Annotated in this window: 23 protein-coding genes and 1 tRNA gene; 9 read left to right on the top strand and 15 right to left on the bottom strand. The window is 65.9% G+C overall.

The annotated features are described in order from the left end of the window. The first annotated feature begins 31 nt into the window (after window positions 1–31). The 6 genes from ACO07K_RS13870 (at window position 32) to ACO07K_RS13895 (ending at window position 3,166) form a co-directional block, all read left to right on the top strand. Window positions 32–1,036 carry a methyltransferase gene (locus ACO07K_RS13870; protein WP_422036515.1) on the top strand — a complete coding sequence of 335 codons (1,005 nt, stop codon included), beginning with the start codon at window positions 32–34 and terminating at the stop codon, window positions 1,034–1,036. Between the two features lie 56 nt (window positions 1,037–1,092). Further along, a tRNA-Glu gene (locus ACO07K_RS13875) sits at window positions 1,093–1,168 on the top strand. Between the two features lie 157 nt (window positions 1,169–1,325). After that, the gene (locus tag ACO07K_RS13880; protein ID WP_422036516.1) at window positions 1,326–1,604 is read left to right on the top strand and encodes a hypothetical protein; all 279 of its coding nucleotides are present in this window, start codon (window positions 1,326–1,328) and stop codon (window positions 1,602–1,604) included. Between the two features lie 2 nt (window positions 1,605–1,606). Next, window positions 1,607–1,933 carry a hypothetical protein gene (locus tag ACO07K_RS13885; RefSeq protein ID WP_422036517.1) on the top strand — a complete coding sequence of 109 codons (327 nt, stop codon included), beginning with the start codon at window positions 1,607–1,609 and terminating at the stop codon, window positions 1,931–1,933. 170 nt (window positions 1,934–2,103) lie between these two features. Beyond that, a complete protein-coding gene (locus tag ACO07K_RS13890; protein WP_422036518.1) occupies window positions 2,104–2,598 on the top strand; it encodes a hypothetical protein in 495 nt (164 codons plus the stop codon). A 325-nt stretch (window positions 2,599–2,923) separates the two neighbouring features. After that, window positions 2,924–3,166, top strand: coding sequence for a hypothetical protein (locus ACO07K_RS13895; protein WP_422036519.1), 243 nt, complete (start codon window positions 2,924–2,926; stop codon window positions 3,164–3,166). A 551-nt stretch (window positions 3,167–3,717) separates the two neighbouring features. Here ACO07K_RS13895 and ACO07K_RS13900 read toward each other — a convergent pair. Genes ACO07K_RS13900 through ACO07K_RS13910 form a run of 3 tightly spaced genes read right to left on the bottom strand, consistent with a single transcriptional unit; the run spans window position 3,718 to window position 5,066 of the window. Further along, the gene (locus ACO07K_RS13900) at window positions 3,718–3,918 is read right to left on the bottom strand and encodes a hypothetical protein (protein WP_422036520.1); all 201 of its coding nucleotides are present in this window, start codon (window positions 3,916–3,918) and stop codon (window positions 3,718–3,720) included. Window positions 3,919–3,948: 30 nt separating this feature from the next. Continuing rightward, a complete protein-coding gene (locus ACO07K_RS13905; protein ID WP_422036521.1) occupies window positions 3,949–4,209 on the bottom strand; it encodes a hypothetical protein in 261 nt (86 codons plus the stop codon). Beyond that, complete coding sequence (locus ACO07K_RS13910) at window positions 4,206–5,066, bottom strand: Ku protein (protein ID WP_422036522.1); 861 nt, start codon at window positions 5,064–5,066, stop codon at window positions 4,206–4,208. The genes ACO07K_RS13905 and ACO07K_RS13910 overlap by 4 nt, the downstream gene beginning before the upstream one ends. Window positions 5,067–6,080: 1,014 nt before the next feature. Between ACO07K_RS13910 and ACO07K_RS13915 the strand changes: the two genes are divergently transcribed. Together ACO07K_RS13915 and ACO07K_RS13920 are read left to right on the top strand one after the other, a co-directional pair. Further along, window positions 6,081–6,320: a hypothetical protein gene (locus ACO07K_RS13915; RefSeq protein ID WP_422036523.1), complete on the top strand. Its 240-nt coding sequence runs from the start codon at window positions 6,081–6,083 to the stop codon at window positions 6,318–6,320. Between the two features lie 42 nt (window positions 6,321–6,362). After that, window positions 6,363–7,928 (top strand): ATP-binding protein, encoded by a 1,566-nt coding sequence (locus ACO07K_RS13920; protein ID WP_422036524.1) that lies wholly within the window; start codon window positions 6,363–6,365, stop codon window positions 7,926–7,928. A gap of 250 nt (window positions 7,929–8,178) precedes the next feature. Here the strand turns inward: ACO07K_RS13920 and ACO07K_RS13925 are convergent, their stop codons facing one another. From ACO07K_RS13925 to ACO07K_RS13970, 10 genes are all read right to left on the bottom strand, one after another. Further along, entirely contained in the window at window positions 8,179–8,448 is a 270-nt protein-coding gene (locus tag ACO07K_RS13925; protein WP_422036525.1) for a hypothetical protein, read from the bottom strand. Between the two features lie 214 nt (window positions 8,449–8,662). Then, window positions 8,663–9,112 carry a hypothetical protein gene (locus ACO07K_RS13930; RefSeq protein ID WP_422036526.1) on the bottom strand — a complete coding sequence of 150 codons (450 nt, stop codon included), beginning with the start codon at window positions 9,110–9,112 and terminating at the stop codon, window positions 8,663–8,665. Window position 9,113: 1 nt separating this feature from the next. Beyond that, window positions 9,114–9,548, bottom strand: coding sequence for a D-Ala-D-Ala carboxypeptidase family metallohydrolase (locus ACO07K_RS13935; RefSeq protein ID WP_422036527.1), 435 nt, complete (start codon window positions 9,546–9,548; stop codon window positions 9,114–9,116). A gap of 3 nt (window positions 9,549–9,551) precedes the next feature. After that, window positions 9,552–10,328 carry an N-acetylmuramidase domain-containing protein gene (locus ACO07K_RS13940; RefSeq protein ID WP_422036528.1) on the bottom strand — a complete coding sequence of 259 codons (777 nt, stop codon included), beginning with the start codon at window positions 10,326–10,328 and terminating at the stop codon, window positions 9,552–9,554. A 296-nt stretch (window positions 10,329–10,624) separates the two neighbouring features. Then, entirely contained in the window at window positions 10,625–10,993 is a 369-nt protein-coding gene (locus ACO07K_RS13945; protein WP_422036529.1) for a hypothetical protein, read from the bottom strand. Window positions 10,994–11,083: 90 nt separating this feature from the next. After that, window positions 11,084–13,396: a hypothetical protein gene (locus ACO07K_RS13950; protein ID WP_422036530.1), complete on the bottom strand. Its 2,313-nt coding sequence runs from the start codon at window positions 13,394–13,396 to the stop codon at window positions 11,084–11,086. Window positions 13,397–13,409: 13 nt separating this feature from the next. Then, window positions 13,410–13,853 (bottom strand): hypothetical protein, encoded by a 444-nt coding sequence (locus ACO07K_RS13955; protein ID WP_422036531.1) that lies wholly within the window; start codon window positions 13,851–13,853, stop codon window positions 13,410–13,412. 62 nt (window positions 13,854–13,915) lie between these two features. Beyond that, on the bottom strand, window positions 13,916–14,329 hold the full coding sequence (locus ACO07K_RS13960) for a hypothetical protein (protein ID WP_422036532.1): 414 nt from the start codon (window positions 14,327–14,329) through the stop codon (window positions 13,916–13,918). 44 nt (window positions 14,330–14,373) lie between these two features. Then, entirely contained in the window at window positions 14,374–17,589 is a 3,216-nt protein-coding gene (locus ACO07K_RS13965) for a host specificity factor TipJ family phage tail protein (RefSeq protein WP_422036533.1), read from the bottom strand. Continuing rightward, a complete protein-coding gene (locus ACO07K_RS13970) occupies window positions 17,589–18,038 on the bottom strand; it encodes an NlpC/P60 family protein (protein WP_422036534.1) in 450 nt (149 codons plus the stop codon). The genes ACO07K_RS13965 and ACO07K_RS13970 overlap by 1 nt, the downstream gene beginning before the upstream one ends. Here ACO07K_RS13970 and ACO07K_RS13975 point away from each other — a divergent pair. Beyond that, window positions 18,037–18,408 (top strand): hypothetical protein, encoded by a 372-nt coding sequence (locus ACO07K_RS13975; protein ID WP_422036535.1) that lies wholly within the window; start codon window positions 18,037–18,039, stop codon window positions 18,406–18,408. The two genes, ACO07K_RS13970 and ACO07K_RS13975, sit on opposite strands and share 2 nt — an antisense overlap. On the opposite strand, the gene ACO07K_RS13980 is transcribed toward ACO07K_RS13975, so the two are convergent. Together ACO07K_RS13980 and ACO07K_RS13985 are read right to left on the bottom strand one after the other, a co-directional pair. After that, window positions 18,405–18,953, bottom strand: coding sequence for a DUF1833 family protein (locus ACO07K_RS13980; RefSeq protein ID WP_422036536.1), 549 nt, complete (start codon window positions 18,951–18,953; stop codon window positions 18,405–18,407). The genes ACO07K_RS13975 and ACO07K_RS13980 overlap by 4 nt on opposite strands. A 4-nt stretch (window positions 18,954–18,957) precedes the next feature. Continuing rightward, window positions 18,958–19,746, bottom strand: coding sequence for a hypothetical protein (locus tag ACO07K_RS13985; RefSeq protein ID WP_422036537.1), 789 nt, complete (start codon window positions 19,744–19,746; stop codon window positions 18,958–18,960). Window positions 19,747–19,784: the final 38 nt, after the last annotated feature.

Here is a 19,784-nt window from a genome sequence, read left to right on the forward strand (position 1 = left end):
ATGGTCGGGCAACCAAAGAGGAAACGCCCGAATGCCGAACGCCCAACGCCTCGACACGACCCGGTTGCAGAAGATCGCCCAGGCCTATTGGGAGAGCGCCGCCCTGATGGCGGCGGTCGAGCTGGAAATCTTCACCGCGATCGCCCATGGCCACGACACGATTCCCGCGGTCGCAGAGGCCGGCGGCATTTCGGAGCGCAACGCCGAGCGCCTGCTGACCGTACTGGCCGCCATGACCCTGCTGTCGCGCGACGGCGAACGCTTCACCAACGCGCCCGACGTCCAGCGCTTCCTGGTGAAGGACGGCGAGCGCTACGCGGGTCTGTGGATCCTGTTCACCAAGCCGCGCTGGAAGGCCTTCGGCGAACTCTCCGAGCGCCTGCGCGACGGCCAGGAGAACCGGCTGGGCGCCTATGTGGATTTCACGGTCGAGGACGCAAGGCGCTATCACGCCGCGACCTACTCGATCGGCATGGGCGCGGCCCGCCTGTTCAGCCGCAGCGTCGACCTCTCGGGCCGCAAGCGGATGCTCGATCTCGGCGGCGGTTCCGGCGCCTACAGCATCGTGGCGACCCAGACCTATCCCGGCCTCGAGGCGATCGTGCTCGACCTGCCGCCGGTCACCGTGGTGGCCGACGAATATATCGCCGCCAACGGCGCCACGGGGCGCGTCCGCACCCTGCCCGGCGACTTCACCGAGACCCCTTTCCCGCAAGGGGTCGACGTCGTCGTGATGGCCAGCAACCTGCCGCAATACGAGCCCGCCCTGATCCGTCGGGTCGTCGGCAAGGCGTTCGCGGCCCTCGTGCCGGGCGGCGAGATGCATCTGATCGGCGAGACCCTGCACGACGACAGGAACGGCCCACTTTCGGCCGCGCTCTGGGGCCTGAACGAGGCCATCCAGAACAGCACCGGCCTGGCCCATACGGAATCGGAAGTGAAAGGATACCTGCAGGGGGCGGGCTTCGCCGAGGTGGCCGTCCACCCCTTCGTCCCGGGCGTCCTGTCGCGCATCGCCGGCCGCAAGCCTGGCTGAACAAGCGGGGTTGCGTCCGCGCGGCCATTCGACTATCAGTCCGCTCCTGGCCCTATGCTCCCTTCGTCTAGAGGCCTAGGACGTGGCCCTCTCAAGGCTAAAACACGGGTTCGAATCCCGTAGGGAGCGCCAGCCTTAACCCCTGAAAAACAAAGCGTTTTCCGGTTAAGTCGCTGGCTGGGGATATGTGGACAAGTGGCCCAGAAAGGCCCCGAGAGGACCGGAATTCCGGGGCAAATCCGGGGAAGAGTTCCTGTATCGTTCTCGCCCGAGAATACAGGATGTCCCCATGCTCGACGCGCCTTTCGCCGACTTCACCGACTTCGACTCGTGGCACCCGTCTGGCTGGTCGCCGGTCTATGACCGCTACACCAGTCGGCGGCACCTGGTCGGCTTCACCACCCTGCAATGCGGCCTCGATCGCCTCATGATCGGCCAGGAGACGGACGACAGCGACGGCTCGTTCGTCATCGTGGGACAGGCGCGTGTCGCGCTCGCCGGCGCGTTCAACGGCTGGGTGGTCGAGAGCGGCGACTACCGCGCGCTGCCCGGTTTTTGGGCGCTCTAAGCATGGCCCGCCCGAAGCGCAGCTGGAACAGCCACCAACTTCGTCTCAGAGCCCTGCCCCACTTCGCCCGCCTGTACCGCGACGAGCTCTTCCGCCAGGCCGACAAGGCCGACTGGCAGGCGGCAGCCGACCTCATCGCGGGCCCCGCGGGCTGGTACTCGGTTGCCGGCACTCACGCCGACTGGGGCTGCAAGCTGATCCACTTCGCCACCGCGGCCGAGGCAAAGGCGATGCAGGGGTGGATCGCCGAGTCGGGGATCGAGACGCGGCCCGCGCCCGGCGCGTATAGAGGCCCGCAGCTTTCGGTCACCGGCGACGAGCCATCCTGATGGTCGGGAGCGACCTCGCAGCAACGGGTAGATCAAGGACGTGAGCGCTCCCACCGGCGAGCCTGCGGGCATATGAATTTACATTCGCATCGTGATTGGATCGGCATCGCACATCTTGTGCACCCCACTTGGCGGGTTCACTGTTCGCCACGGCAACACCGGAGGGTTCGATGGGCGCCTTGGGCTGGGAGATCCACAGAACAGACGGTCTCGTTGTCGTGAGCGGCATTGGCCTCTTCGACATGTCCTTCATCCGCGGGTATCGGCAAGCGATGGCGACGGAGGGCTCTGGCCACTATCGGAAGCTGTTCGATCTGCACCAGTCCGACATCGTATTGGGACCCGAGGATCTTCAGAGAATTTCGGATGGCGCGCGACAGACTGCCCTCACCGCGGGGCCGGTTGCAATCCTTATGGGAAAGAGCCCACCGCCCCTGCTCGTCGATATGGCGGTCCTGCTGCAGCATCGCATGGGTAGATCACGTCGCTTTCGACTTTTCACCGATGAGCCGGCGGCGAGGGGATGGCTCGCTAGTGAGCCCATTTCCGAGCAGGATATCCGCATCCCATTTCGACAGATTTCCGATAGCCGAACTCTAGCGCGACCCGATGGGGCCACGGGCTTCCTTCATCCACTTCCGCGCATCGTGAAGGCTCCGGAATAGCTGGACCGGCCGATCACCCGCTGTGGCTTGGGCGAAGCTGTCGGCGAAACCGTTGCCGCGCTGGATCCACGACGATAGCGACCGGCACCCGCACGACGGCATCGCGCATGCTCCGCGCCTCATAGTTCAGATAGACCTTCTGAGGCCCCTTGGGGCCCGCAGCACATCGAGACACCCGGCGCCGACCAGACCGAAACGGCTCTGGAGCGACTGCATGAAGTCGTGCGTTATGTCGTATACGTAGAGATTGAACATTGGAAAATCCAAGCCGCCGCGGTCAACCTTTCCCAGCGGAGCCGCCGCGCCGTGCTACCGTGGCCGAACCATGAGTGACAGCAATATCCGCGCGATCCAGAGTATTCTGACCGAGGTCGACGCCCTGCTGCGTGAGCGACTGCAGGCGGCAGGCCTCGATATCGGGCACGTCGTGCTGGCGGTCGCGGCCAGCGGTGCGGGCGTCCTACGCAGCAACGTCGGGCCAGCCCAGCTAGGCGACATGGCTCAGCTGCTGGCCGAGGTCGCCGACGGGTCCGTCCTCGAACGGCGTGAGGATGAGCCCTTGAATTGACCTATCGTTCGTCCCAAGGGACGATCGGAGCGTTTATGGATATCTTTCTCAAGCTCACTCTGACCCTCGGCGCCATCATCGTGCTTGGCGGGGTTTTGCTATACGTATGGGTCCTGTTGTAGTGGCGCAGGGAACTGCAGCCCTCGCCGCTCATTTCACCGGCATGGCATTCGAGGATCCCGAACTCCGGCACTTGCGCCTGATGGAGCAGAAGGCTTGCGCCCTTCGTGATCGATTGCGCGCTTCTGCCAATCTCCTGAGCGACCCGAGCATTCTGGCGGGCGCCGAAGACCTGTGTGCGCGGGCGAGAGACGCGATCGCTCATTATCTAAAACGCCTCGGGGATCCCACCTAGAGCGGGGCATACCACTCGCTGAGCCGCCGGCCGTCAGCCACATAGCCTTGACTCAATGCCGGCGTCGGAAGAGGATTTTATGCCGCTGGCGCCTCCCCTGAGTCCTGGGCCGGCGGAAGTGGCCCCCAGCCCGGGTCGCGTTAGGCCCCGCCAACTGCGGGGCCTATTTTTTTCGTGTGATCGGCCCAACGCGGCGTCACGCCCCGAACCCGCCCGCGGCCTTGAGACAGACCGAGTGCGGCGGCTTCCCCTCAGCGACCAGCAGACCCTTCTCTTCAGCCTCGTGAACGGCGGCATCGACTGCAGCACCGTCAAGCTTCAGCCGTCGCGCCACCTCATCGACCATCACCCAACGCATGTGGCGGCCGCCGGTCACGCGCCGAACGTCGTCGATCATTGCGTGACGACTGTCGCGGCGTCCGACGGCCTACGCATCTTCGATCTCGTGCCGGTAGCCGTTCTCAACGTCCCACAAAAGGTCGCCGATAGTGTCGTCGACATGGTCCATAGCGCGATCTATTTCACGCGGCCGGACGCCGAACTCATCGATCAGCCGGGCGAGCACTTCGCGGATCTCTGTCCGGGCGGTGAGCTTCGCATGCTCCAAGGCATCGAGCCTGTCCCGCGGATCCGGCATGCTGGCGAACTGCCGGGCCCATCCGGCCGGAAGAGGCAACTGGACGCTCATGCCGCCTTGCCTTTACGGCGGTTCGTGTTCGCCGCTTTCTTGGCTCGGGCCGGCGCCGCCTTTCTGCGCTCGACGGGACCTTCGCCCTCAAGGCTCTTCTTCAACGCCGCCATGAGGTCGATGATGTTCGTGTCGTCCGGTTCGCGGTTCTTGCTGACCTTCACCGGCCGGCCTCTCTTCTTCTCCTCGATGAGGCTGCGAAGGGCGTCCTCGTAGCGGTCGTTGAACTCGCTGGGATCGAAGTCGCCGGACTGCTGGGCCACGATCTTCTCGGCGATGTCGAGCATCTTCGGATCTGGCTTGGGCAGTTCGGGATGGGCGATCTCATCGAGCGTTCGGACCTCTTCGGCGGTGCGCAGGGTCGTCAGCACGAGACCGTCTTCCTCGATCTCGATGGCGCAGACGCGTTCGCGCGTGCTCATCACGAGCCGACCGAGAGCAACCATGCCCTTCTTCTTCATCGCCTCCCGGATGACGGCGAAGGCCTCGATGCCGGCCTTGCCGTTCGGCACTAAGTGATACGGCGAATCCCAGTACAGCCGATCGATGCTGGTCCGCGGGACGAACTTCTCGATGTCGATGATGCGAGTCGATTCGAGCTTCACACTCTCGAAGTCTTCATTTTCGAGCAGGACGTACTCGTCCTTCGCGATGGCGAAGCCCTTCACGAGATCCCCACGCGACACCTCTTCACCCGTGCCGGCGTCGACCGTCTTCATGCGGATACGGTTGCTGGTCTTCGGATTGATCAGGTTGAAGCGAACTGTGTCCGCCTCACTGGTTGCCGGCCAGAGCGCGACAGGACACGTCACCAAGGACAGGCGCAGATGCCCTTCCCAGCTTGGTCTCGCAGCCATTTTGAACCCCTCTGCGGCACCAGGACCCCTCCCGTGCCGCGGATTCAATGGCGGGACCGCACAGATGTTGCCATCCCACGCGCGGCCGTGAACGAATTCTACACCTAGGGGTGTGTTCCCCCTTTTGTCTCACAAAACCTAGCAGAATCGGCGCGACCGGGGGAGAAGCTCGCAGCTACGGTACCAGTATGCGCACGCTGGCGCCCTAGCTTACGAGCCTTTTTAAAAGCTTTGTCGAGCACGACTTGCTGTGTCTAAAGCCAAGGAACATGTTACGCGTCTCGTTGACCGATCGTGATGAGCTCCAGGAAAAGCCGCTAGGGTCCGCCAGTGCCCAGCCGTCTCGATGAGTACCCTTCGATTGACGTCATCGCTCGAATCCTGGGCCATCTCTACGAGTGCTTTGGCCTTCATCAGACAGTGCCGGGGTTCCATCGTCTGCACTCCAGTTGCGTGACAGGGAGCTACCAGCGTAGGGGGCGCCCTTCCTCCTGATCGAGCTTCCGAAGGTGCGCTCGTCTGCCGGCTGCGCGCCGGTCGGGTGGATTACCCGCCTGCTCAAGCGCCTGAACCATGCCTGCGTCAAGTCTGCAGTGACGGACGCTGGCCCAAGACCCGGGAGTGACTGAATTCGCTTTGACGATATCTGCCACAAGGTCAAGATCGGCTCTGTCGGCAAAACCACATTGAACGCGCAGGCCGCCATCCCGGATCGGCGCCACATAGTATGATCCCCGCGCCTGTTTGGTGCATACGCGCCTCATCAGATGCGTTGCCTCTCGCAACCGATCCCGGTCGAGCGGATCGGTACCTTTGCCCCCGAAAGCCTCGTCGCCGAGTTCCAGCTCAAGCACGTGAACGTTGGCCGCGGTTCCTGGCATGCTAGCTGAATTGAGCTTGGGCATGCAGGCGCTAACGCTTGTTGCTTGAAATGGTTGCCTCTGCTCGACGAAGAACACGGACTTGCGAAAAGCAGCACGGCTGCGCAAAATATGTGTCCAGATGGAGGTGACCATGACCGTGCGCGGACTATTGGCACCATTGAGTCCGACGGAAGTAGGTGCTTTACGCCGGGTCGCCGGTGGTGCGACCATCCTCAACTTTCTACCCAATCGCGCGATCAAGAGGCTTCAGCAGCTCGGCCTGACCGAAACAAAAGGCAGCCGAGTGTATCTAACCGAAACGGGCAAGAAGCGCATTTGCCAGAGAGGCCCGGAAGATTTGATGGAACCTCCGAACCAAACAGAGCGTTAGACTTTGTTGGATTATTCCGAGCGGCTCTCTCGGTGAGTATGAATGACCATCGACGTAGAACAATATGTCAGCCGCCTATCAGACGAGGACCGCTTTCGCCTGCTGGTAAATGCGGTTCGAGATTACGCGATCTACATGCTTGACGCGCGTGGGGTTGTATCCAGTTGGAACCCTGGCGCTGAGCGGTTCAAAGGTTATGCAGAGGCCGAGATCGTGGGCCAGCATTTCTCCAGATTCTATACCGAGGAAGACAGGGCCGCCGGCGTTCCTACTCGTGCCCTGGCCACCGCGGCTGAGACCGGACTTTTCGAGGCTGAAGGCTGGCGTGTCCGGAAGGATGGGAGCCGGTTCTGGGCGCATGTCGTCATCGACCCGATTCGCTCGTCCGAGGGGCACCTCTTAGGCTTTGCTAAGATCACCCGCGATCTCACCGAAAGAAGAAGCGCGACTGAGGCGTTGGAGAAAGCCCGGGATGCCCTCGCCCAAGCTCAGAAAATGGAGGCTATAGGCCAGCTGACCGGAGGGATTGCGCACGACTTCAACAACCTGCTGACGGCAATCATGGGAAGCCTCGAGCTCGCTCGCAAGCGGGCTGGCGACGACATGCTTCGCAAGTTGATCGATAATGCGATGCAAGCCGCCACACGCGGAGCATCGCTCACGCAACGAATGCTGGCTTTCGCACGCGGTCAGGAGTTGAAACCACAGGCCCTGGATATCGGTCGTCTTGTCCGCGATATGAAGGAACTGCTGGAACGCACGATCGGCCCCTCGATCAGTGTGCACGTCGTGTTGGCGGACGCGCTCCCGCTTGTCCTCATGGATGCCAATCAGCTGGAAATGGCACTGCTCAACCTTGCGATCAACGCTCGCGACGCCATGCCCGAGGGAGGTGTTGTCACCATCTCTGTTGATTCCCATGATGCTCCCCCGACCGACCTCGGCCTTCCGGAGGGGCAATGCCTGCAGCTCTCGGTGGCCGACCACGGCTGCGGGATGAGCGCCGAGACGCTCGCCCGCGCCAAGGATCCGTTCTTCACCACCAAGGGCGTGGGCCGAGGAACGGGACTGGGCCTTTCCATAGTGCACGGGCTAGCAGAACAATCCGGCGGACGGCTTGTTCTCGAGAGCGAGATCGGCAAAGGCACCGTTGCCACGCTCTGGTTGCCGGCGGCAGGAGGCGGTTCAGCGAGTTCGCAACCGACGGCCCCTAGCGTACAGACGCCCGCCACACACACAATTCTTACCGTAGACGACGATCCGCTCGTCCTGTTCAATACTTCAACCATCCTTGAAGACTTGGGACATCGGGTTTTGCAGGCCTCGTCTGTCAAACAGGCCCAGGAAGTCCTAGATCAGAGCGAAGTCGACGTCGTCATCGTAGACTATGCCATGCCGAATCACACAGGCCTTGACCTAATCGAATGGATGCTCCGGCGTGACCGCGTCCCGGCAGTCGTTCTTGCGACGGGCCATGCTCGGATTCCCGCCCTGCCGCCGAACGTCTTCCGCCTTGCCAAACCATTCCTCCAAGGAGAACTGGTCGAAGCCATCTCGCAATCCTTGAAACGGCTGGTGAACCCACCGCTTTCCACCGGCCCGGCTTAAAGCGAGAGCACGTGCGCCTTGCCGAAAGAGCATCCCGAATTGCTCCGTCTTCGCCGAATCGAAGCCAAGGCCTGCTCTCTCCGAGACCGTCTTCGCGCCAACACCGCTTTGATCAGCGATCCAATGGTCGTCCAAAATGCGGAAGAGTTGTGCCGCGAAGCACGGCGGGCAATTGAGGCGTACCTTTCAGCCCACTCTGGGTGACCACATGCGCGGGCCTCAACCCAGCGTAGGTTTCGTGATCGGCGGATCAGTCGGAATCGCGGCACGGCAGCTGCAGCTCGAATGAGCGACTACTCCGCCCTTCCAGTCCCGCAACAACTGCTTTCGTCCACTCGGTCAAAGCGAATGCAAATTTCGTCGCATCTTCACGACCGAATCCCCAGATGAGCGCCAGTTCTCGTAGCGTCTGCGAACACCTCACAAAGCCGGCGCTTCTTTCGTTTTCTGGAAGCTCAATGATTTCCACGGCCTGACGACAAGCCGTTCTCAGAGCATCGCTCAAGTCCAGTCGAGCCATCCTGGCCCTCCTCAACCGTAGTTGGAGATCAAAGTGCCACCACCGAGGACGTTGCAAGTCTAGGGCTGACGAGAGCTCGAGAGAAGTCGCGGGTCATTCGAACCAGTCCACGAGCGCGGACATCCGCGCCGCGCATTCCTCGCCCTTGGCGGCAATGTCGATCATGACCTCGCCGTTGTAGGCGACGCCCTTCGCGGGATCCGGCTGCATCGGCCTATCGCACTTTCGCAGCAGCTCCGGGCCCGGCTTGACCTTTGTCACGACCGGCACCTCCTGCGGCGAGTGTTGCAGACACGCCGTTGAGCATAGACAGGTAAGCAGGATCGCGGTCGCACGGACCGCCGTTCGAGGCTGGGACAAGGCGGATCTCCGTCTTTGCTTGGGTGGCGACGAGGCCGACGCTGCGCACTTCCTCGGCGAGCTCGCTGATCTTGCTGTCCGACTTCGCCTTGGCCTCGCGTTCGACGCGCAGGGTTTCGGTGACGACGCCGGTCTTGAAGCGCTCGAGCGCGAGCTCGGCGGCAGCGGTTGCCTTCTCGGCCGCGGCCGTCTCCCCCTGGCTCCAGGCGAGACGCACGGTCTGCAGGCCGAGCAGAAGGGCGAGGATGCCGGCGCCGATGCCGAGGCCGCTCGCCAGCGGGTTCTTCGCGAGGAGGGCCAGCATGTCAGGACAGTCCCAGCCGCGTGCCGGCGGCGTCGATCGTGAGGACCATCCGGCGCGGGCTGGGCGCCCAGGCGATATGCACCCAGGCACGGAACTCGTGGATGACCTGGTCGAAGGCGATCGCGCTGCGCGCGATCGTGCGGCAGATCTCGAGCGGCGGGCCGAAGGACGGGCACGAGAAGTCAGCGGCGCAGCCCAGCATGTGGGCGCTGTTCTGCGCACCGCCCACGGCCCGGTTCACCGCGGGCGACCGGTAACCGCTCGAGACCAGGACCGGCCGGCCGCCGAGCAGGGTCCGCACCTCCTCGAGGAGCTGAGCGGTCCGCTTCAGGGTGGCCATCATTTCCCGAGGCGGCGTGTTGTCGAGCCCGAGCCGGGCGGCCGTTTGCGAGGCGACCATCTCCTCGAGCGTGAAGTGCGGGGACAGGCGAGTCATGGCTCAGAGTCCCAGCGCGCGGCGGGTCATCATGCCGACGACACCGTCGACCAGCAGACCCAATGATTCCTGCAGCGCCTCGACGGCTTCCCTGGTCGCCTGGTCGAAGTCGCCGCTGGCGGCGAGCCCGAGGGCCGCCTGCATCGCCGCGACATCGCCCCCCTGGTCGCCCAGGCGGAGGACCCGCGGCGCCAGGGTGGCGCCCTCCTCCCCGGCATAGACATCGACGGCGGCGCGCAGCTTCTCGGCATAGGCGCCGCCATAGCCACCGCCGTTGTAGCGCGTCTCGACCGTCTCCCAGTCGCCGGTGCGCAAAGCCTCGAGCAGCTGGTCGTCGTCCGCGACGAAGCGCGTGAAGAAGTCCATCTGCCCGTCGTCGCCGTTCACGCTCATCGAGAAGACGAACTCGGTGATGGACGTGTAGCCGAGGCGCTGCCAGTGGAAGCCCATCCCCTGGAAAGCGCCCCAGCTCGTGGCCTGGTTGGCGGCGTCCTCGTCGAGATCGCGCGCGCGCCGCACCTGGTCCCACGCACCGGCGCGGGTCACCGCTGCCAGCGCCGGCGTCCAGTCGACACAGGAAAGATCGGGATGAGTTGCGTTGAAGCGATAGCCGGTCAGCTGGCCGAACCAATGGGCCTCGAAGCGCACGGGCACGAGGCGCTGCCCGCCGACGGTCCAAAAGGTCTCCCCGGAACTCTCCACGGCGGCCATCGCCTTGACGTGCGCCAAGGGAGCGTCGAGGCGCGCCGCCGCGCGCTGATAATCAGCGTTGTCGAACATGTGCTGTTTCCTCCGGAACGGGCACCGATGGCGACAGGCCCCTTGAAGGGCCTGCCCCCCCCCCGCGACCCGGGAGTCCACTCGGTGCAGACAGATCAGGGTGATGCGGCTGCCAGACGTCGCTCCCGGACCGTGCTGCGCAAGGTCCTGACGCTCACGGGAAGGGCTTTGGGCCTGCCCGATGCCCGAACGCCGTTCGGCGGGCTCTCAGCGGCCGGACTTCGTCCGGCGGAGAAGGACGCGGCTGCGCCACACGAGATAGGCAAGCACGGCGATCATGATGATCGTTTCCATGGTTACTTCCTCCAGGGCAGGAGGGCAGACAGGGCGGCCACCAGCGTGTCGCGGACGATCGCGATCCAGCTGCGCGGATCGTCCTGCATCTGGCGCAGGAAGGCTTTCACCAGGGCGATCACGTCGTAGGTCACCGTGGGCGCCGCGGCGGCCACCGCGAAACCGGTGACCAGCGACCACCCCAGGTCGGTGACGGTCACCAGCCCCAGGACGGGACCCATGATCCAGGAAAACAAGGACGCGGCCGCACGCTGCCGGGGCGTGAGCACGTCCTTGCGAATGGCATCGCCGAAGAATGCGCCGACCAGCGAGAACGGCGCGAAGATCAGCAGGGACTCGACGATCGCCCAAAGGTCGCGCCTGTCGTTCATGATGTTTGCCCCGTTCTTATCCTGATAACCACCGCGCGAGCTCCGCCTTTGACGGCGCTGCCGCGCGCCGGCGCGACGAAGCCGCCGCGCCTACATCAATGCCGAGAACGGCTTGGCCGAGGCGCCGGCGATCAGCATGGCCGGCGATATCCTGAAGAGATCGGCCGCGCCCGCGGTGCCGGACGGGGCGTACTGGATGACGATGGCCGCGCTGGTCGCGTCCGCGGGGATCGTGTGGCGCACACGCACCGTGCGTTCCGTCGTGCCCAGGGTCACGTTGACATTAACCGACTGGACGTGGCCCGTCGCGTAAGTGCCGACACTGGCGTCGCCGCTCCTCAGGGTTTCGTCGACGCCCGTACCGGTGCGCAGGTGCGTGCGCAGCTGCGATCCCGACCAGTCGGGGCCGACCAGGCCGTTGAACTCGAAGGTGACTTCCTTGCCACGCAGCTGGCGCACCAGCGCAACGTCCAGCTCCTGCGTCAGGAAGATCGACTGCGGGCTGGCGTTGCCCGCTGCGCGCTGGATCTCCAGCCAGCTCGCAGTGCCGCCGCTGCCCGCGCGCTGCGAGGCCTTCGCGGCCGCGGCCCCGCGCCAGACCTTCCAGTTGGTGGCGACCGGGTAGATGGTGTTGGCTGCCACGATGTCGACGAACGAATCCGCCAACCAGTCGAACAGCGGGTTCAGCAGCAGGTTGCGGCTGCCCTCGAAAGACAGGTCGCGCACCGAACTCTGGGCCGACAGGTTCGACAGGCTGCTGTCGACGATGGCGATCGGTCCGCCCGTGCGGGCGCTGTAGTAGCCAATCTGCCCATCGAGCACGGTGGGCTCGAGCACCAGGCGCGACTGCACGGCAATCGGCAGCCGGGTCACGGGGTCGAAATTGGCGAGGTCGAGATCCGGGCCGATGACGGCGCGTTTCGCGTTGAAGATGCGCGCGCCGGTGATCGGCACGGGGTTCTCCGCCCGGATGTTCATCTTGCGGATCGTGATGCTGCCGATCGGCGCATGGGCGTTGTCGGTCGCGAGGAATCCGTACTGGCTGGTCTGCGCGGTGCCACGGAACACACCCGATATCTCGCCGTCGCAGATCTCGGGCGTGCGGCCGCGACCGAGCGGCGCGGCCACGGCGATGGCCGGGATCGAGGCCGACGTGCCGGCCCAGACATAGTCCGACGCCAGCTCCATGTGCGCCTTCCAGTAGGCGCGCCTGACGTCGTACATCTCGAGGGCCGAAGGCCGGTTCCCGGCCGAGGACGTCTTGGCCTCCAGCGACCGGGCGGCTCCGCTGAAGTGGTCGCACATCTCCACGACCATGCAGCCCCGCGCGCCGATGGCCACCGCCTCGTTCGTCACGATGACCGAGCCGGCATTGCGTATCTTGTAGACCATGCCAGGGGACTTGACCGTCCTCAGCTGGCCGCTGACGACGACCTTTTCGGCGCACGGCATATCGGGGGCGATATCGTCCTCCACGTTCACCGAATCGTCGATGCCGCTGATGCTGCCCGACCCATACAGCGCATGCTCGGGAGCCCCCTGGCTGTTGACGACGCCACTCGCGAAGAGACGCCCAGCGAACTCGATCTCCTTCTGGAACTGGAAGATTCGCGAAAAGTCTTCGTTATAGCTGTCGTGATTGTAGACCACTCCGCCATCGGAGGGATCCTTCACCAGATACAGCCAGATCGTGCCGAGCGGGATGCCCTCGCCCCCGGTCCAGGTGATGGTATTCGTGAGCCCGTCATAACCCGTCACCAGCACCAGGTTGATCCAGGAGCCGCCCAGAGTGCCCCTCACCAGGAACCGCGCGCCGACCCAGTAGCCGGTTTCCCGCCGCTGGGCTTCGTTGAGCTGGAGGGTCGACGCCGTCATCGAGGCACCGAACAGGGCCGCCTCGTAGTGGCGCTCCTTGCCGCCGATCCAGCGCAGCCCGGCGATGAAGTTGCGGGTGATGACGTTCTCGATCAGGGGGTCGTCGCCCTGAATGACGAGGGCAGAAGCCTCCGTCCGCCGAAACTCACCGAGATGGCGCTGGGCGATGTTGCCGTTGTTGATCCGGGTCTTCGTGACCGGGTTTCGGAGATCGAGATTGCGGACGCGGGGCCGCTTGCCCATCAGGCGGCCCACATAGGTGCCGTATGTCTTCTGGTAGATGGTCGCCACGCCATCGGGGCAGACGAACTCGAAGTCGTCGACGTCGAAGTCGAGGCCCCTGCTCAACCAGTAGGTCCCTGCCGGGACCCGGAACTTTCGGTGGCCGTCCTGCCTCGCAATCAGGAGCGTCTGCTGGAAACCCTCATCGGATACGCCGCCGTCGCCGCGATCCGGCACGACGCCCCACGAGGTGACGTCCATCCGCTGCGCGGAGAATTTCGGGTTGACCAGCGGCGCGAGTGCCATGGCGCTCGTTCCCTCAGCTCACGCGCCACAGGCTAGCGCCTTCGTCGAAGACGAAGGCGCCCCCGCTGGCGAGCCGGACGCTCTCGTAGGTGCCGCCGAAGAACTCGATCGACTTGCCGTTGCCGGCGATCGTCGGCGGATTGGACGGCCAGGTGCCCTCGCGATCCTGCAGCTCGACCCGGCTGCCCTGGTACGGTTCGGGCGGCAGCAGGACCGCGCTGCCAGCCGCCAGGTACAATCGCTCGCCGGGCATGGCGGCGTACGCCCCGCCGACCGTCAGCCACGCGCTCTGGGTGGCGTATTCGGCGGAGACGCGCGCCAGCGTCTTCACCGGCCCGCCCTCCGTCTCGACGATCGAACCGTCGCCATTGGCCGGCCCGTTGACGATGCGATTCATGACGCCCGAATCGGCCGCGAGCGCAGCCGCGCGCGCCGCGAGATCTTCCGCGATGGTCATGGTCGAACTCCGGAATGGATCGAAGAAAGCGCCACGGCAGCGGTGCGGCGCAGTACCGGGCGTCAGGCGCCCGGCGCGGTCAGCGTGAAACCCGTGATCGCGATCGCCTGGCCCGCGGTGATGGCGATGGAGTCGAGGGTCAGATCGCCGCCGCCTCCCGTCACCGTGATCGAGCCCTGGAGGTGGCAGGAGGTGCCGTCGGCGGCATAGAGCCGAAAGTGCCCGGCATTTGTCGGCGCACCGGCATCGGCACTGAGGTCCTCCCAGGTCCCGGACCGGGCCTTGGTGCCGCCACTGGCGGCCGCCATCCAGTCGGCCGGAAGCGTCAGGGTGGCGAGAAGCGTGCCGCTATCGGCCGCCGCGCAATTGGCAGGCGCGCTTCCCGAGAAGATCTTCAGCACCGCGGCGGCGCCGATCGCCGCCTCGATGGCGTCGAGCAGAGCGTTGCGCACCGCCGTCGAGAGTTTCAGGGCCATGAGGGGCTCCGTCGTTCGTTATGAGGCGTCGCTTACGGCGCCGGTTAGCTCACGGTGCCGGTCGCGGTCGCGGTGATGGCGCCCAGGGTGGAGGCCAGCGTACCGACACGGATGCGGGTCACGCTGCCCAGGATCTTGGCGCCAGCCGCGCCGCCGCTGCCGGCGGGCGAAGCCGCGTTGGTGCCCGCGCCGCCGGCCGTGCCCGGGGTTTCCCAGCCACCCCCCGCGCCGCCGGTGCCGCCGACCGAATAGTTGAAGACCTCGGGGAACTCGGCGTCGGAGACCTCGGCGACCCCGCCCGTCCCGCCGGCGCCCGGTGCCGAGGACGAGCCGGCCGCGCCGTTGTTGCCCGGCACGGCACCGAAGGGGCCATAGCCGGTACCGCCGGGCGCATTGTTCGGCCCGCGCCCGCCGCCGCCGCCACCGCCACCGGCCGGGGCCCCGAAGGCGTCGGAGTTGCCGCCGGCGCCACCACCACCGCCGCCGCCCTTCAGGGAATCGCCCAGCTCGGCGTAGTCGAGCAGTCCACTGCGCGCATCGAGCGCCGCGCCGCCGGGCTGACCGTGGACCGATGCGCCGCCGATATAGCCGCCCCCATAGAAGCCGCCGCGGCCGCCGGCGCCGTAGGCGAGGCCGCCGGCCATGACCAGGCGCGGCCGGTAGCCGATCGGCCAGGAGCCGCGCACGATGGCGGCGACGGCGGGATCGTCCGACCAGGCATAGGCGCCGGTATCGATGAAGATCGTCACCTTCTGGGTCGAGAGGCCGGTGAAGCCGTTGGCGTTGGCGAGGCTGCGAAGGTTGAGTTTCAGGACCGGCTCGGTGATGTGGATCTCGATCGGCACCTGCGGCGCGCCGATGTCGCCCTCGTCGTCCGCCGGCGTCGGATCGTTCATGCGCGGATCGTCGACCACAGCCCGGATCTCGACATCGTCCTCGCCCTTGGGCGTGACGCCGATCACCTTCAGCCGCTTGGCATAGGCCTCGCCGGGCCCGAACTGCACGAAGGTGCGCTCGCGATCGCCGCCGGTCAGGATCCCGGGAAAGTCCTCGGGCAGCGACTCGCCGACCACGAAGACATGGTCCGCCGACACGAGGCCCTCGCCATCCTCGACCTGCGCCACTTCGAACGGGCCCGCCATCGTGCCGGTCGCGGTGCGCACGGCGACATAGTGGGTCGCACCCTCGGTCCATGCGAGCGGCGACGAGAGAGTCATCAGGTGCGCTTCGGCATCCCAAGCGATCACCTCGGCCGTCTGCCCGTAGCGCGGCAGGTCGTGCGAGAAGGAGATCGGATCGCCGTACTGCAGACAGAGCCCCTCCTGGAAGGTCGTGAAGCGGTAGGTGCGGCGGCGATAGCGATTCTGGCGCAGGTACCACCAGGCGAGGTCGGCGGCATGGGCGCGGGTCGTCACGCCGTGCAGCTGGATGCCAGTCGTGTTCTCCTGCGGACTGTCGGCGAAGGCATAGATGCGATCGACGGGGCGCCAGCTGCGCGCATCCATGTAGGTGACGGCCAGCGAATCGGAGGTGTCCGAGGTGATCATCGCATATTCGATCTCGAGGCTGCCGCGGCGGATGTTGCGCGGCCCGAACATCATGACCGGCGAGCCGCCCGGCAGGTCGCGGACCAGGCACAGGCGCCCGCCCTGCACCACGCATTGCGCCTGCACGGCGCGCGCCACCCGCGAGAGGGCCTCACCCAGGGTCACGGTCTGGTCGAAGACGAAGTCGAAGGTCCAGCCCTTCTCCGCGAACTCCTCGCTGTTCGCATAGATCCCGGCCAGATCGATGCGCGAATCGGCAAAGCGACCGCCATTGGCGGCGCGGGCGATGTAGGCATAGGCATCGCAGGGGCTGCGCGTCGCCGCCAGCGCGGTCCCCATGGTCTCCGTGATCGGATCCCAGGTCGGCAGCCTGCGGGTGGCGATGCAGTTGTACTGCCGCGCCGAGGTTCCATTGAGGTCGCCGGTGGCCTTCATGCGCACGTTGACGATCGTCATGCCGGCGAAGCGGCGCTCGGTGGTGAGGCGGCCGCGCAAGCCGACCCAGGAGACCGCATGGCCGGCGGTCGCGGCGGTATCCTCGGTATCGGTGCGCCGGCAGCGCACCTCCCAGCGGCCCTCGGAAATGTCGTAGGTCTTGGTGAGGCGGCGGGCCTGCTGGGTGGCGCCGCCGATCGTCACCGTATCGAACGGCACCCAGGCGCCGTCGCCCGTGGGCTCGCCATCGTCGTCGATCGCCCGCCCCTCGACCTCGACCGTCACCGACTTGGTGTCGAAGCCGCCGCTGGAATTGTATTTGTAGAGTCCGCGGTTACAGACCAGGTCGATCTCGACGGTGCCGATGCGGCTCCCCGCCACGTTGGTGACGAAAGGTCCAGCCCAGGGACTCGATTCCGCCGCGCCCTTCAGCTCGACCTCGGCGATGTCGCGGCAGACCAGCCAGCGCGGATCGGCGATCTCGGGATCGCCCAGCCCTCCCGGGCCGATCTGCTCGGTCACGATCTCCTCATAGGAGGAGATGGGCGTGTCGCCAATCCGCTCCTCCTCGATCTCGACCTCGCCGACCGACAGGCCGAGCGAGAAATGCAGATACTGCTCGTGATCGACGAAGCGCGAATAAGGCGTGCTGACCCAGTCGGGCGTGACCTTGTGGCGGCCGAACAGTTCGGGCACCGGCTGGCCCAGCCGCGCCTGGGTCCCCGCGCCCTGCAGCGTGTAGGTCGGCGAGGTCTGCGGCGTGCCACCATAGCCCGCCTGCCAGTTCTGCGCCGCCGGCGCCGGCGGCGCGAACAGGCTCATGATGCCATAGGCCACGGCGCCCAGCGCGAGGCCGACCAGGGCGCCGCCGATCGCAGTGGTGAGCGAGCTCGCGGCAATACCGAGAGCGCCAGCGATCAGACCACCAGCAATGGGCGCGAGGTAGGGCACGGCGATCATGATCGCGAGGCCGAGGATAATCGGCAGCGGATTAGATCCGCCGCCGCCCAGCGGCGCGGCATAGAAGGTGACGATGTCGGTCGGCCCAATCACGGCCCGCTTCCACTCGCGCCGCATCAGCGGCCTGCCGTTCAGCAGGCAAACGGTCGGTCGCCTGAACTCGCGCACCCGCCGGCCGTTGACGGTGCAGATCGTCGTATGGGCGCGCAGCTCGCGGCGTCGCGCCACCAAGCGTCGCACCGTCACGGACCGGTCGAGCCGGTAGACCTCGCGCTTCAGCGGGTCGAAGGGATTGTAGAGGTGGACCAGCACGCCCATCAGGCCGCTCCCGCATATCGATAGAAGGCATGCAGGCGCCAGCGCGCCATCTCGAGATGGGCCCGCCGGTGGAGCGCGGCGCCGCCTTCCGGACAGTGCAACACCGCCGCCTGCTTCAGGTCGCCGACCCAGATGCCGACATGGGTGGGATGCAGCATGTTGGCCATGAACACGGCATCGCCGGTCGCCGGCGTCTCGACCGGCACCCAGCCGAAGTCCGCGGCCCAGTCCGGCATCACCCGGGCGATCGTGCCGCGGCTGGCCGGGGTCGGCATGAAGGGCACCTCACGGCCGAACGCCGTTCGCTGGACCCAGCGGAAGAAGGACCAACAGTCGAAAAGATCGGGCCCCAGCCCGCCCCTGGCGTAGCCGACTCCCAGGAATCGTTCCGCCCAGTGGGTCTGGACTTGGCGCGACGGGTCGCGCTCAATGGCGAGCGGAGGAGCCATGCAATTGAAATCCCTTGGTGTTGCGACGGTGCTGCTGGCAGCCGGCTGCTATTCGGTCGAGGACGTGCGCAACACGCCACCTTCGCTCGTCGCGACCTACAGCGGTCAATTCGACGAGATTGCCAACTGCATCTCAGCACAGGCCTCTAAGAACCACGCCGTCACGCCTCAGTTCTATCAGCGAGACAGGCGAGCAACTGTCATCCTCGCCATTCCAACAAGTCACACGGTGGCCGAGGAGTACGAAGTTCAGCAGATCACGGATACGACCAGCCGTGTGACGTGGCGAAATGCTTTCGTTCAATCGCCAGGGCCGAATTCCGGACGGCCGGCGCGGCAATTAATGGAGCGCTGCGCCACCCCCGCTTAACGATCCACCAGCCCCGGATGGGTCCGCGCCGTATAGGCCATGCGCGGAAAGGCGACGCGCAGATCGATCGAGGTGCGCGCCCGGGCACGACATTTCAGCAGGTCGACCTTAACGTCGCTCAATTCGAAGTCGGGCGGCGGCAGGATCTGCGATCCGGCCTCGAGGCCGCTGGCCAGGTAACAGCGATAGACGGCCAGGATCTTCGCCGGGCTCTCGTTCGCCCGGTCCAGGTTCTCGACGATCCGACGGTCGACGTTGTCGACGGCGATCTCGATCTCGGGCGTGGCCCCCGCCTCGATCGGCGGGCGGGTCATGTCGAACTGGATGGCGGTGAAGGTCACCGTCTCGCCCGGCCGCACCGGCGCGTCGTCCTCGACCGGGGCGTCGATCGATTCGGTGTTCAGCACCACCCAGATCGAATCCGGCTGGCCCGCCGCGTCGACGAAGTCGGCGTGGCGGAACTCCAGCGTGTGCAGCACGACCTCGTCGGCCGGCGCCGTGGCATAGGCCTCCTTCAGGGCGTCGCTCAGCGTCGTATCGGCCACGGTGTCAGTCTCCCGCCGGCACCATTGGCCGGTCGCGCATGTCGACGGGTGCCGTGACCGACCAGCGATCCCGTCCCAGGAATTCGAGTTCGATATCGCCCTTGAAGCGCACCATGTGCGGCAGGGTGCCGTGAGGCGAACGCAGGTCGATGGCGAACCAGGCGACGCCGTGGCGGGCGCGGTGCTCGAGGAACGCCTCGAAGATCGCGGCCTCAGCGGCGTCCAGCGCGAAGCCCAGCGCCACCTCGGCTTCGCGGCCCGGTCGCAGGCGGGCGCTGGCCAGGCCAAAGTCGCCGTCGCTGCGCAGCAGGTCGGGCCGCGGCTTGATCGCGTAACCGGCGCGCTTCGGCCGGGGCAGCTCGGCGGGCCAGACCAGGGGCACGGGCGGCGGGCCTATCAGGTCGTCCAGCGCCGCGGCCGAAAGGATCGGGCGATCGCGCACCTCGAAGGTCGCGGAGATTTCCCAGCGGACGCCGCCGCGATAGGCCAGCTCGGTCTCGCCCTTGATCCGCGCCTCGTGCGACGCGATGCCCGTCGGCCCGAGCAACGACACGTTGAACCAGACCTCGCCGTGACGGGCCTCCCGCTCGAGGAAGGAATCGAAAGACGCCGCCTGCGTTTCATCGACCGCGAAGACGGTCGGGATCTCGGTCAGCGTCGCGGTGACCCGTCGCCGGACCCTTGCCGCACCCTGGTCGGCCTCGCTGCGGGAGAGCATCCTGAGGGGTTTGAGGCGGTAGCCCGCCCGGCGGGGCAAAGGCAGCGTTGCCGGCCAGTTCAAGGAGGTGGGCATTCGGGACGACACCTTCCCGCCGGGCGCGGTTCAGAATA

The sequence above is a fragment of the Reyranella sp. genome (assembly GCF_965228225.1).
GTDB lineage: Bacteria > Pseudomonadota > Alphaproteobacteria > Reyranellales > Reyranellaceae > Reyranella.